The organism is Endozoicomonas numazuensis (genome assembly GCF_000722635.1).
GTDB lineage: Bacteria > Pseudomonadota > Gammaproteobacteria > Pseudomonadales > Endozoicomonadaceae > Endozoicomonas_A > Endozoicomonas_A numazuensis.
This window is the reverse complement of sequence record NZ_JOKH01000001.1, coordinates 1493182-1507731: the sequence shown is the minus strand read 5'-3', so window position 1 is coordinate 1507731 and position 14550 is coordinate 1493182. Positions and strand designations below refer to the sequence as shown.

Here is a 14550-nt window from a genome sequence, read left to right as displayed (position 1 = left end):
CTTTCGCAGACCCAGCTACCACTACCATATGAAGTGTTTTCAATGCCTGCTCTCTGTCTATTGTACGCCCAATAAACCAGGGGGTAGGCTTTAAAGCCTACCCGGGGGTCATTCTCATCTCGGGCACTGGATGCAACAGGCTATTGATCATGTCAATCAGGTGACCTAAATCCTCTATTGTTTCTGTATCAGGCGACATTAGCTTGCTATTAAGCAACCCCTTAATAGTCTGTATAAGTACCCAACCCTATGAAATCATATTTTCTGACTCATTGCTCAGACACTCTCAGCAACTGCTCCTGCATCCATGCAGTCGTGACTGCGTTGCAAGACACCTGCCCAATAAGCCTGAAATATTCGATTCCATATGGCTGGGTACTTAAGAATGGCAATTAATGGATGGACAGATTGATTGAAAATAAGTGAGGAATTTTCCAGAAGGGCATTAGCCGAGGTTCAGTCACGAAAAGCGAGATCAAACCTGAGTGTTTTAAGCTTCTCCGTATACTCTACAAAATCAAGATGTCCAATCAACTCTTCAATAGTAACCGAGCTGATTATATCTTTCTTCCTGGGCTCTCTTTTTTCCAGCTTGTTCAGCTGCTTCTTGATCACTTGCATTTTCTCGCGGGTTTCCTGTAAATCCAGCTCAGGCATCACTTTCTGGGCTGCAGAACCTTCATGGATCGTCGCTATGATTTCTGCCCTGACTAAAGCCGGAGACATCAGTAAGGTCAGGAAGAAAATTTGAATAATTCGGGTAAAACTCATCATGAATGGATACAGCTCTATTCTAGGTTTTATACTGCTTAGGCCTGTTATTCACCTGCCCTTTAGCTCAGCCTGCCCCCTGCTGAGTTCATATCTGGAGTGCTATCTGAGTACGCCTCTGATTTAATAGGTGTTTTTACCTAAGGTCAAGAAAACGTGACACAGTTCGCTATTTTTTACATTACTAAAACATTAGTCACTTGACTTATATTTGTATCACGCCAATGAGCAGAGAAATAAGATAGACTTATTAGAAACAATCAGGGAAGAAATAGTATGAACCGATTCCCCCTGGCAGGCCTGCTGTTTTTTGGACTCTTTGCCGCTTTCTTTATACAGCTGATTCTAATGATCGAAGCAGCAAACCGACTGGATGAAGCCGCAGCCCAGATTATCAACGCTAAGCGCTATCAACATGCAGCTCCTGTGCTGGATAAAAATCACCCTGATCTGAATATAAGGGAAGCCTATCTAATACAATACAAGACAGTAGAACTCCAAGTGGAGAATGGAGAAAGAGTTGTTGGCTACAAAGCGGGGTTAACTCATGAGAAAGGCCAGCAGGCCTTCAAGCTTGCTGAACCTGTCACTGGCGCACTTTTATCCGATGCTCAATGGCAGAACGATCAGGAGTACTCGATCAGTCAGGGAAATAAGATCATGATAGAACAGGAGTTGGCCTTCAGACTGGACAAGCCTGTTAATCAATACATTAAAAACACCGAAGAACTTCGCTCTTTCATTTCACAGGTAGCTCCTGCTATCGAGCTTCCTGACCTGGGCTTTGACGGAAAACCCAGAGGCGTGGATATCATTGCCAACAATGTCGCAAACAAGGCTTTCTATATAGGTCAGTGGCAAACTATTCCGGATAATCTGAACACTCTGGAGTTATCTCTGAGTTGTAATGGACAAACGCTCAGCCAAACCAACTCTGGGAATACTATGGAGGGGCAGTGGCAGGCTATATTATGGATGATCAATCAACAGCTGGAGCTGGGCTACCCTCTCATTGAAGGGCATATTTTGATGACCGGTAACCTGGGTAAACTGCTACCTGGCAAGCCTTGCAAATACAGCGCTGACTTTGCCAGTCTTGGAACATTAGAATTTACTCTGACAAGATAGAAAAAACCCCTGAAGGAAACAGGGGTTCAATCACTTTGGAATAGTCCGGAAATAATGTCCTTATTGACCAAACCCCATTCGGTCTGAGCCTGCCGAAGCTTCGAACCCCCTTCGACAAGCTCAGGGGGATCGGAGCTGATGTTTAACCGGGCATTTATTTCAAGAAAAATCAATCACTCGGCAAATGCTTTCCCTTCAGCAATTCGACCACCCAGAACAGCCAATAGCGAAGCGGATGACCCCAGATTCATTTCCAACTGTCTAGCCCAAAGGCAATAGCGCCAGAGATGATAGTCCTTATCAATGCCTGTTCCTCCATGCAGATGCTGAGAAGCATAACTGACCCGATGCCCCGTATCTCCCGCCCAGATTTTGGCCATCAAGACTTCGTTAGTCGCCTCTTTTTCTGAATCCAGCAAAGAAACCGCCTGATAGGTCGTCAACTTCAAACAGGTCACATCAATAAAACAATCTGCCGCCCGATGCTGAACCGCCTGAAAAGAACCGACAGGCACTCCAAACTGCACTCGCTCACACGTATATCCGGCAGTAATTTTCATGGACTGATCAACAACACCCAACTGCATGGCACAACTGGCAGCGACCGTTCGCTCTGCTATCCATAGAGCGGCTGACCGACCTTCAGGTCCGGTTACCAACACATCTTCCTCGGTAACCAAAACTTCATTCATAACCACTTCGAACCAGGGCTCACGGGTTGTCGAAATCTCCCGGTTCAACTCAACCCCCTCAGCCTGAGGGTCCAGAAGCAAGACAGCCACTTCATCATCCACTTTTGCCGTCACCAGAATGCGTTCGGCTTTATGAGCAAAAGGTACGGCAATTTTGCTGCCCGTCAGCTTAAAACCCTTGCCTGTGGGTTCTGCAACCGTAACCGGTGAAGATGGGCATTCTGCCAGCGCTTCAGAAAGGCCTGCAGTAATCAGTTTTTTTCCGGTCACCACATCTGGCAACAGACGCTTTTGCTGATCAGGCGAACCAAACTTCTGGACAGGTAAGGCTGCACTGACCAGGACTGGAATCACCGGAGTAGCCGCTACGGTTCTGCCGACTTCTTCAATAAACAGGCAAAGTTCAGTTAATCCGAAACCCATTCCCCCATTGTCTTCTGAGATAGCAGTGCCCAGCAGACCCGACTCAGCCAACTGCGCCCAGAGCTTATCGTCAAAACGATCTTCCTGCTGATCTATGGCATTCAGACGTTCAGTGGTGGAAAGATCAGTCAGAATCTGGTTTGCCAGGTTCTGAACATCTGTTTGTGTGTCGTTAAATGAAAAATCCATAATGATCGCTCCTTATCGTTTGGCTCTGGGCATGCCCAGACCGCCACGGGCTATCAGGTCACGCTGAACTTCATTGGTGCCACCGCCAAAGGTAATGATTGAAGCGGTTCGATAGAGTTCTTCCAGACGACCATTCAATACAGCCCCTTTGGAGTCACGGTGCAAAGTACTGCTGACACCCAGAACTTCTGCCAGATTTCGATAGAGCTCGACAAAAAACTCAGTGCCATACACTTTGGCGGCAGAAGCGTCTTCCATCGCCAGATTGCCACGGGTCATCTCTGACGCCTGTCGATAACAGATCAGTTTCAGGGCTTCCAGCCCGGCACGACTCTTGGCAAGGTTAATCTGAACCCAGGGTTGATCGATGACCGTCTTACCACCGGGTATTTCAGTATCACTGGCCCACTGAGTGACATCATTGAACAGTTTCAAGAAGGCACCAACATTCACCAGAGAGAGCCGCTCACGATTCAGTTGCTCAAAAATCATCAACATCCCCATACCTTCATCACCAACCAGATGATCCAAAGGCACACGAACATTGTCGTAGTAAGTCGCATTGGTTCGAACATCACCGAGGGTATGCACAGGTGAACAGCTGTAACCCTCCGAATCCGTAGGCACCAGAAAGATAGAAATCGCCGAATGGCTTTTTACTTCAGGGTCAAAGTTGGTTCTTGCCGCCAGCCAGATGTAGTCAGCGTGGTGAGCCAGAGAGGTCCACATTTTCTGGCCATTGATCACCCATTCATCACCGTCTTTCTTCGCGGTGGTCTTGAGCGACATCAGGTCGGTACCAGCGCCCGGCTCGGAATAACCAATACCCAACATCATCTTGCCGCCAAGAATTTTCGAAACCAGCTCTTCTTTCATTCTTGCGGTGGCGTATTTGGCAAGAATGGGACCTACCGATTCAGTGGTCAGGAAAGGAAAAGGGAAACCCGCTCTCATGACTTCTTCGACAAAGATGAACTGCTCCATCTCACTCAGACCACGACCACCCATATCTTCCGGCCAGCCAACACCGATCCAGCCATCCTTACCCAGCTTGTCCATGGCTTCCCAGAACAGGGGGCCACCCCCTTCGCCGACCGCCCTGGACACTTCGGCAGTCAATTCAGGGGTCATTAATTCACTAAAATAGGCTCGCAACTCCTGACGAAGTGCGTCTTGCTCAGGGGTAAATTCTATTTTCATTGCAGCACCTGAATTCTTTTCGCCTGTTGAATTAGCCTTAAGCCAAAGAAAGCGCAAAGACAATCTCTGTCTGTGCGCCCTCAGCCACTTAAAATGTTATTAACTCAGTCAGACTCAGACTTCTTCCAGAAGCTCGTTGACGTGAGTGATACTATCGGCGTATTCGAATAACAGACGCTCAACCACACGGCGACTGGATTCAACATCATTGATCTGACCTACTACCTGACCAACCGGGTTAAATGCCACCTTCTGGCAATCCCCTTTTGCTGCATAAGTATGCGTACGTCGAATGCCGTCTGCTGTAACCAGCCCCTGCAGAGGCATACCCAATGGATCAGGTGTATTTTCCTGCTCCCAGGCTTCAGTCCAGGCATTCTTCAACATACGACAAGGCTTACCTGTCCAGCTTCTGGAACGGATAGTGTCTTCAGATGTCGCATTCAGGTATGACTCTTTCTGAGCAGGCTCAGCTTCGGCTTCCTCAACGGTCAGCCAGAGGGAGCCCGTCCAGACACCTTGAGCGCCCAGGCACATAGCCGCAGCCATCTGGCGGCCATCACCAATACCACCAGCAGCCAGTACAGGCGTATCACCCACGGCATCAATAATCTGGGGCCAGAGAACGATAGAACCCACATCACCTGTGTGGCCACCACCTTCACCACCCTGTGCAATGATAAAGTCGAGACCGGCTTCTTTATGTTGAACAGCCTGTTTTACCCGACCACAAAGTGCACCGATCAAACGCCCAGAATCTTGCACGCGCTTGATAATGTCTGCAGGAGGTGTGCCCAGAGCATTGGCAATCAATCGGCAGTTTGGACGCTCAAGCGCCACATCAATCAACTGGGAAGCCATGGCTTCGTTCCACCCTAAAAGACCCATTTCGTCGTCTTTATCAGGCCATTCAGGTACACCATGTTCAGACAGCAGTTTGGCAGCAAAGTCATGATGCTCCTGAGGAACCATACCTTTAAGCATGCTTTCCAGTTTTTCAGGATCCATCTCCCCCATGCCTTCGTACTTCTGTGGAATAACCACATCAACACCGTATGGAAGATCACCGATATGAGCATCAATCCAATCGAGCTCTTCCTTGAGTTTTTCGGGAGAAAAGCCCACTGCACCCAACACACCCAGCCCACCAGCTTTACTGACAGCTACTACAACGTCGCGGCAATGAGTAAATGCAAAAATGGGAGTTTCTATCTCCAGCTTTTTACAGATTTCGGTTCTCATGATTCCAGCCTCTTGATTTTTATTGTTCTTATGGTGACGACTTCTTAAAGCACCTCAGGAGAGCCTGTCGAAAGCTTAAGTCCGTCAGGCTCCGAGCAGAACAAACAGCTCCACTATTTAATAAATTGGACACTCTGATCCAGTTCCGCCCGACCAACACGACAGGTGTTTGCCGGATATTCCTTGTCTTCATAGCCAAATGAGATGCCAAACATCAGCTTCATACTGCTATCCACGCCCAGTTCTTCCCGAACGGTATCGCAGGCAAAACTCAAAGCCGTCTGAGGGCAACTGGCAAGGCCATGGGCACTCAAACTAAGCATTAAGGTCTGGGCATACATGCCCAGATCAGCGGCTTCACGAATACCAAACTGTTCAGGTAAAAACAGGAAGGCCGCGTGAGGTGCACCAAAGAAATCAAAGTTTCGCATGAAGGCTTCATGTCTGGCCGCTTTGTCTTCCCGGGCAATCTCCATTGATGAGTAGAGTTCACTGGCTGCGCCGTGCTGGCGCTCTTTATAGATACCTTCGTAGCTGCCCAGATAGGGAAAGTCCATCTGGTACAGCCCCTGATTCAGAGCATCCTGCAACTTATTTCCCAGTGAACGACAACGCTCACCGCTAACAACAGCGGTATACCAGGGCTGAGTATTACAATTGGAGGGGGCTCTCTGCGCTTCCTGAAAGATCTGTTGCAACAGTACCTGGTCCGCGACCCGCTCAGTGTAGGCTCGAACAGAACGTCGGTTATCAAGAATCTGTTGAAAAACAGTGCTGTGATCGGTGCTCATATCATTCGATACGCTAGTGGATACCAGCGCTTTGCCTCTGTCTTGTTCTCAACCATGATGTTCAGGTGCATTTCTGTAACGGCTCAAAACGACACCGGGATCATGGCTATTGGCTTATTATTCAAGGCTATTCCACGTATTTAAAACACGTGCTTTACACTGCATACCTTGGTCCGAATGCACAACAGCTTCATCGTTCAAACAGACGATGCTGGAAGACTAATACCTCGACAGTGGTGGGCTTTGTTGGAGGTTTACAATTTCTTCTTTAAGGTTATTATTAAGTCGTTTACCTTAACGCAGTTGAGCTCTTAATCAGCCACGAGCCGGAAATGCCATTCACCCCAAACGAATGTATGGCTGTCACCCAGAACAAACGGCATTTTCAAAATAAGGTGAGAGATGGATTTTATGAGAATAATAAAAATGATATGGAATTTATCAGCAGGTACAACGACACCTGCTAAGAGTAAGACTGAATCAAAGCCAGACTATACACGGAGTTTTGCCACGCTTTCCAAAGCTGGAACGTTTCTGACTTCTATGGCTCTGTCTATTTCAATCGCTTCAGCCAACCTGCTTCCACCTGAAAACCCTTTTCTTGCTGACTCCACTTATCCGATAACTCATGTAACCAGTGCACAACAAGGCGCTATAGCAATCAAGGGCCCAGAGGATAGAAACCGCCGATTATCTGATGCTGAGAAAGAATATATTTATACCGGTCCCAGTCATTTGATTTTCAGTATTTCCGGACAATACGACAATGGCAAAAGGGTAATCTGGTCTGCCGGATCTGACCGTCTGATTAAGCAGGATTACGACTCTTTCGAAGTGCTGGATACACTTATGCTGCGAGAAGATGAAGGCTGGGATGAAGCCTGGTCTGAAGAGCGCATGAAAAAAGTAGCGAATGGCTGGGAACCCTTCAGAGTTTATAACGCGCTGCAAGAAATGATGCGATTTGCTGAAGCCGGGGCCATTTACCCCATGATGGATGCCGACAATAATTTCTATCTGGGTAGCACCGACGGTACGATTGCAGTTTATAGTGACAGTGTCGAAGGAGACCCTTCCTCACAGATATCCCTGAAGCATCGCTATCAGATAAAAGAGCCAGTCACCGGTAAGGTCAATGGTTTCAATATTAGCTACGATGGCTATATTATCGCGGTGACAGACGACGGCTGGCTGGTTGCTATGAGCCGGGACTTCAAAGAGCAGTTCCAACTAAAACTGGAAGGTGCACCCAACACTTCAGACAACAAAGAAGATCCTCTCAATGGCTGGGTCCGTAATTCTTTTTCCATGGATTCCAACGGCATGACCTATGTTGTTAGTACCGACTATATGCATGGGGTGAAATGGACAGGCAAAGGCTGGTCACAGAATGTAAAAGACGGAGCCTGGATTGCTCCTTATTCCAATACTAAAGGTCGGGGTTCAGGTGCCACTCCTTCTTTGATGGGCTTTGGTGACGAAGACAAACTGGTGGCCATCACAGACGGTGATGATTTGATGAATCTGACGCTCTTCTGGCGAGAAGAGATTCCTTCTGACTGGAAAGCACTGCCAGGAGAAGACCGACGCGTGGCTGGCAAGATTGCAGCCAATATGGCCAGAGAAGATCTGAAAAAAGTTCAATCTGAACAGTCTGTTGCAGTGTATGGCTATGGAGCCGTTATCGTTAATAATGAACCTCCCTCCATGCCCTTTTATGCGCCTGAAATTATTGCACCTGTTTTTGTCGGCTTATTGGCAACAGAAGAGAAATTCCAACCCTTTGGAATACAGAAATTTGTCTGGAACCCAGAAAACAGAACACTGAGCCAGGAATGGGTTAATAATGACATCAGTTCACCCAACTCAGTGCCCGTTATTGCTGCCTATAACGACGTAATCTACACCGGCGGTGTACGTAACGGGGAATGGACTTTGGAAGCGCTTGACTGGAATACGGGTAAAGAGAAGTTCCACTGGGTTCTGGGAGACAACAAGTTCAACACCAATTTTTCTCCCTTGGCCATCGATCCGCAAGGCCGTATCACCTATGGCACGACCTGGGGCCGTGTTCGACTGAACCCTAAACCCTGACAGACTATACCCATTGGATTCCAAGATGCTACCAGGCGACAAGTGAGCGAAGCCCTGTGAGCCTACAAGTAGCAGGTGATCAGGGTGAGCGAACGCTGGCAACAACGTAGCATCTTGAAAGGCGATGGATCGGGATAGGGCGTAGCCTCACGGCTACGCTCCTCCCACAACACCCAGCATACGGGTCCGTACTGGGCGTTTCGGCCAGTTAAGCGGCCAACAATCTGATTAAACCTAACTTATCAAACCAACTATTGGGTAGCGCCATGTGTAACGCAGGACTCCGGCTCACTCGCCAATGTCCTTTTCCTGAAGCTACCGTTTGCCTTGTCAGTTTGTCACTGATTCCCTGCTTTCGCAGTTCCTTGTACCGCTTTGGGCTTCTCTTCCATTGATACCAGAGCAGACTTCGCAACCGCCTTCTTATCCAACAGTCAAAGTGTTCAAACTCTGTGCGGGTTTCTACTTCTCGGAAGTAGTTCTTCCATCCCTGCAAGTACCTGTTGAGTCCTTCCAGCCTCTGCTCAAGGGATCGACCTCCCTTTCGGGTTAGCTGTCTGATTTTATCCTTGAAGCGCTTGCCACTCTTTGTCGCAAGGGTTTTCCTGCCGTCTCGGGTAAAACTGTACCCCAGAAAGGGGCGCTTCCATGCCCGATCAACCGCGCTCTTTGTGTGATTGACTTTCAGTTTCATTTTACCCTCGATCAGCTTGACCAGACTGGCCATCACCCTTTCCCCTGCCTTCTTACTTTTAACAAACACACGACAGTCGTCAGCGTACCGAACAAATCGCAGACCTCGATTTTCGAGCGTTCTGTCAAGTTCGTCCAATACTATGTTTGAAAGTACAGGAGACAGGGGACCTCCCTGTGGCACACCCTCCGCTTGCGGTTTTACCAGCCCGTTTTCCATCACTCCGGACTTCAGGAATCGACGAATCAAACGCAATACATCCTTGTCCTCTATATGCTCTGCCAACTTTGCCATCAGTCGATCATGGTTGACCCGGTCGAAAAACTTCGACAAATCAATATCCACCACCCAGTTGTAACCATCCTTCATATACAACTGAGCCTGACTGATAGCCTGATGTGCAGACCTATAGGGCCTAAATCCGTAGCTGTAAGCCGAGAACCTTGGCTCCCACTCTGCCTGCAATACTTGTTGTATTGCCTGCTGCACCATTCGATCAAGAGCTGTTGGTATACCCAACTTTCGCTCTCCTCCGTCCGGCTTGGGAATCAGAACTCTTCTTACTGGAGTGGGTTTCCACAACCCTCTGCTCAAACACTGCCTCAGTTGACGACCATGCCCTTGTAAATACGTGAACAGGTCTTCCACTGTCATGCGGTCAATGCCTGCCGCTCCTTTGTTGCGTTTTACTCGCTGAAAGGCTTTCTTCAGATTATTGGGGTGGGCGATACGTGCCATCAAGCCTGTATCGCTTGCCGGGCTTTCGTAATCCTGTGATGCCGACACAACCTCAGCCCTCATAACGTCGCAGCCTCCGGTTCCGCCGTGACCACTTGGCATGAGTTCCAGTGTTTGCTGGATTTGTCTGCGTCCGGTGTATCGAATAACAGAAACTATTCACCACTCTGTACCGTTCAGGCCTTCACTGACATTCGCCAGCTACTATGCCGTCTGCTGACTTCTGTATGGCGATCAGACCACCTTACGATAGCCTCAGTCCGAAATATCAGACACCACACAGACCTCCCGAGGTAAGTCACACCGCCTTCGCCGCACAACCGCCAGATCTACTGCCTGAGTGTCCGGATGAGTATGGACTTCGTCATCATACGCTGACTCGTCCTCACGCAGACAGCCTCATATCTGATTTCTGTTCGTCGGCTCGCGGTTTTGCTCCACACTGCCTTCAGCCTGCACCTCACGATACAAACCTTGTGCTTCGCTAGTCCTTCGCCCTCATCTGGCTGGACAGGGGACTTTCACCCCCAAGCTGTGTGACATGCTCGGCACACGTATATTCAGTATTCAGGCAGTTCTGCCTGAATACTGATGCTTAGCCATTGTCTGAAATCAACTTCAAAAAACCGTTCGGGCTGAGTCTGTCAAAGCCCACCCCTTTAAAAACTCAGGGTGGATGGCATCCGAGTGTAAACCGGGAATTTGTTTCGTTACTGATCTTTCAAAAGAGTCAGGGAGACACGATCGCAGCTGCCCTGATAAAGATGCCCTTTCTGCAGCATAAACAGCGCTATAGTTTCACCCTTTTCTTTATCTTCAAGCAAAAGGGGCACACTTTCTACCGAAACATCAAAGGTGTCAGGTTGTCCTTCAGTTCTCTGAATAGGGGTACCACTCTTAAGAAATTCAATATCATCCATTTTTTCTGCATCCACCACTAAAGTATTCACCGCTGTGTTCAAACTGACTCGCACATAACGATCGTTATAACGCCTGGGCGCTGTCCTATATAGTTTTTCTTCATTAGCCACTTTAACCTCGGTTTTCAAATGCACGGATGCACTTTCGAGCCTCCAGCTGGGCAACTGGCTGAGACAATGTTTTTTGTGTGCACACCATTTCCCTTCAAACAACCTTCTCATATAGCATTGAGCCGCCATGTTATGCTTGAATCGCTCAGCCACGTTATGTTCCTGCATGATTCTGTAGAGTCTTCTGTAGATATCAACACCCACTTCATTCTCCCCCTCTTTCACGACTCCAGCATAGGCTATCAAGGCATTCACTGCAGGCTGTGTCCCCAGCTCCGGATAGTCCTTCAGAAACTCGATATGCCATATCAAACGATCAGCAGAGAGTGCGCTGAAAGGCCATCTCTCCACCACACTTAAATGGCGTGTATCCGGTTCTACCTTATCCGGATACACATTAAATAACGACAGCCAACGTTTATTCTTAGCATAGTCAGCCAACTGTAAAAAATATTGTTTTGTTGTAGGGGTCAGAGGATAAGCAATACAAGCCAACCGAAGGTTATCCAAACGAAACTGATTGCAGAATTCAAGATCAGAACCGGTATGAAAGCCCTGCTCATTAAACAGGAATTCTGGATAAGAAGTGGATTCTCCAGAGGATTCTCCAGAGGATTCTTCAGTGGAGTCACCTGGCCGCACCGACAAAGCATTTTGGGTCAGTCTCGCTACCTGCTCAGGGTTATCCAGTGTTCCTGACAATGCTTTCACATGTTGCATCTGCCATTGTGCCTGTCGTTGCCATGTGGGTGTCAACAGCTGGCCTCCAATAAACGATAGCCAGTGAATTCTTCCCCAACTGCTATCAAACTCTGGAAACAGTAACAGGTACGCATTGCCATTAAAGTCCAGATACGTTTTATTGCCTATCATCCGGCAGTGAACAACGTCATCATGGATTATTTCCTTTTCAAGTGAAGCAGCATGACACCGGAACCGTCCTTCCACTTCAAACAATCGATCAGACCCAGTCCAGAAATTGGGCTCGGCATGATAGGCAACAGAAAACTGATAGTTTTCCTGCAGAGGTTCAATAGAAGGCGAGATAGTGAAACGGCCTCTCTCAGTTTCGGGCATCAAAGACATGGTTTCTTCTTTCCAGTCGACCGAATACATCAGTCCCAGCCAGGACCTTTTGATCGAAGGATCCTGCCAAATTTGACCACATCCGTCAAAGATTCCCTTGCCACAAATCGCCATATGGAAACGAAGGAATTCAACATGCTCCTGATGATCCGCATTGCAACCTTTAAACTGTCGCTGACAGGCGACATAGCTTTGATTAAAGGTTTTAATCTTCGTCCTCAGGTCAAACGTTGTAAGGGGTTTATAGCTCTGAGCTTTCAAGACTCCTTCTTTTTCTCTGTATTCCACTAACCCCAGCGGAGAGCTTTGGTTCAGAGACAGAGCCAACAACATGTTGAACTTATTTAATTCCCTGTTCTTCTGATAATGTGCCAGCAAATCTGATAATTTCAGATAACGATTTAAGGCTGGGTCATCAGACACCCGAGAGTAATGGTTCCTGACCACTTGCCACTGGAACATGGCCATAAAGGAAATAATGCCCCCTGCGGCTGCCTGAGTAGCGGGGCTGGAGCTGACAATCCTAGAAAAAAAAAGTTGGTACAGAATATGGTAGAAGCTAAAAGTCACCGCCCCTGAAAGCTTTGGGTACTCTGTTATGTAATGCCAGTCCTCAAGCTCAACGTCAGCCACCGGATTCAAACCACCCTGCCTGACAAATAACCATTTTTTGGGTGCCACCATTTTTTCAGATACCGTAGCCAGTGGAATGTTTTCAGGCTCACGCCACGCCAGTAACTGCTGACCATTAGATACCAGATAACGTTTGGATGAAGCTTCCTCCTTATGGGATATCCCATAAATTCTGCCAGGAATAAACCTCACTGGCTGACCAGGTTCCACTGCAGACAATACTTTGTGCCACTGCTGTTTGTCGTCATAAATATGCACGTCATAGCTTCCGGTTTCATCAGGTATCACCCCATCAGAATTTACAGATAACTGAGTAACAGAGGAGCTTTTGAAGACTTGTTCTTTACTGGAATCCTCCAGTTTTCGGTTCTCGTACCTCATAAACCTGTCTGAATCGACCGCATCCAGATGATAAAGAGGAGAAAAGCCAAGATAGCTCCGGTCTTGAGGGTGAATATTCCTGCTCACCTGTTGCTGATAATAGGCTCTATGAATATCATCCATGTACCAAGTCGGACTGTCTGACATTCGCTCAAACACCCAGTTAACGCAGTGTCCGTGAATTTTCCTGGCCGGTTTTCCCAGAGGGACCCCACACCAGAGAAGGGTTTGACTCAAAGCATCAAGGCCACTGGAAGACGCCTGCTCAAGTTGTCCTTCAGTAAAATGTTTTGTCAGCTGGACTGAAAGACGCTCGAGCAGCCCTTTGAAAACACCGTCTTCCATTCTGAAGTAAGGTTGATGCTTCACTTTTAGACCCGGCCAATCAAGGTAGCCCACCATCCCATATACCAGCCCTTCCTGCTCAACAGGCAGTACTTTCCTGTAGATATCCAGATGGGTATCAGATTGATGAAAAACAGAAAACACCGGATACGCCTGATCTCTACCCAGCAACACCGCCGACTGCATGATCAGCTCTGCGGCTCGATGATTACTTTTTTTCCGAAGTGACTCACAGGCCAGAGACGAATCCCGGTTGATACCTTGACCCTTGCACTGCATATCTACTACTGGCGGCTCAACATTGGGCTCATTCCTGCTATCCAGATCATCGTTCTCTTTAGTTTTGGTATCATCCATTGCTTTCCAGTACCACACCGTAAGACCGCCCCCTGCGGCCAGCATACCGGCCCCAATGACAACCTTGACCAGAGATCGAAGAGGACTATTCGATATACGCCCTGCGGAGCGAGCTGCAGTTATCTTTTTACCTATCAAGGGGCGGTTATTAACAGGCCTCTTGCGTTTTCTAAACAGAAACTCACTCAACTTTTTGCCATTTTTTTTCACGAAGTCGGCCGCATCAGACAATCCTTTTCTGAACCAGCCGGACGCTTTACCCGGACCATTACCATTACCATTACAGCATTGTCGGTTAGCAACTAAAGCCAGACCCGCTGCAAGCGAAAGATCCGACGAAGTTTCTCTGAAGCTTTGCAGCTCTTGTTTTTTTTTCTCCTTACTTTGATTCTGTTGCCCCCGCCTTTTACCACCATTATTTCCTTTGTTTCCTGATCCGGGTGTATGAACGCGACCTTCCGGGCCTCGGCCTTTTCCCTTTTTCTTTCGGGAAGAATCGGAACTGACTTCCTTCGACTCACCCTGATTACCTGCTTGAGGATGACCAGATAAAGAGTCCCCTACAGGAGGAGGAGGAGGTGATGACTCATCGGTTAATGAATTCTGATGGGAATTTGATCCCTCAGTATCCGAATGATCATTTGGGTCGTCATTACCCGGAGACAAATCGGGAGATACTTGTGTGTTTACAGCTTCATTAACTGGCAGCTCATGAGACTTGTCATCCTGACTGTCTTTTTCATCTGATTCTAAAA

9 protein-coding genes are annotated in these 14550 nt (G+C 47.9%); 2 read left to right on the top strand and 7 right to left on the bottom strand.

Annotation, left to right across the window (positions count from 1 at the left end; translation table 11 throughout):
* Positions 1-456: 456 nt before the first annotated feature.
* The gene (locus GZ78_RS06625) at positions 457-774 is read right to left on the bottom strand and encodes a hypothetical protein (protein WP_034833639.1); all 318 of its coding nucleotides are present in this window, start codon (positions 772-774) and stop codon (positions 457-459) included.
* Positions 775-1047: 273 nt separating this feature from the next.
* On the opposite strand from GZ78_RS06625, the gene GZ78_RS06620 reads away from it, so the two are divergent.
* Positions 1048-1899, top strand: a complete 852-nt coding sequence (locus GZ78_RS06620; protein WP_034833638.1) for a 2-keto-4-pentenoate hydratase — start codon at positions 1048-1050, stop codon at positions 1897-1899.
* Positions 1900-2072: 173 nt separating this feature from the next.
* Here the strand turns inward: GZ78_RS06620 and GZ78_RS06615 are convergent, their stop codons facing one another.
* From GZ78_RS06615 to GZ78_RS06600, 4 genes are all read right to left on the bottom strand, one after another.
* Positions 2073-3203 carry an acyl-CoA dehydrogenase family protein gene (locus GZ78_RS06615; protein WP_034833636.1) on the bottom strand — a complete coding sequence of 377 codons (1131 nt, stop codon included), beginning with the start codon at positions 3201-3203 and terminating at the stop codon, positions 2073-2075.
* A 12-nt stretch (positions 3204-3215) separates the two neighbouring features.
* Positions 3216-4403, bottom strand: a complete 1188-nt coding sequence (locus GZ78_RS06610; protein ID WP_034833634.1) for an acyl-CoA dehydrogenase family protein — start codon at positions 4401-4403, stop codon at positions 3216-3218.
* Positions 4404-4517: 114 nt separating this feature from the next.
* Entirely contained in the window at positions 4518-5645 is a 1128-nt protein-coding gene (locus GZ78_RS06605) for a nitronate monooxygenase (RefSeq protein ID WP_034833633.1), read from the bottom strand.
* A 113-nt stretch (positions 5646-5758) separates the two neighbouring features.
* On the bottom strand, positions 5759-6436 hold the full coding sequence (locus GZ78_RS06600) for a nitroreductase (protein ID WP_034833631.1): 678 nt from the start codon (positions 6434-6436) through the stop codon (positions 5759-5761).
* 426 nt (positions 6437-6862) lie between these two features.
* On the opposite strand from GZ78_RS06600, the gene GZ78_RS06595 reads away from it, so the two are divergent.
* Positions 6863-8530 carry a hypothetical protein gene (locus tag GZ78_RS06595; protein WP_051785888.1) on the top strand — a complete coding sequence of 556 codons (1668 nt, stop codon included), beginning with the start codon at positions 6863-6865 and terminating at the stop codon, positions 8528-8530.
* Positions 8531-8738: 208 nt separating this feature from the next.
* Here GZ78_RS06595 and ltrA read toward each other — a convergent pair whose 3' ends face one another.
* Both ltrA and GZ78_RS06585 read right to left on the bottom strand, forming a co-directional pair.
* Entirely contained in the window at positions 8739-10064 is a 1326-nt protein-coding gene (gene ltrA / locus GZ78_RS06590; protein ID WP_201772648.1) for a group II intron reverse transcriptase/maturase, read from the bottom strand.
* A gap of 608 nt (positions 10065-10672) precedes the next feature.
* Positions 10673-14550: hypothetical protein (locus tag GZ78_RS06585; protein WP_034833630.1), on the bottom strand; the 3878-nt coding region annotated here is incomplete at its 5' end.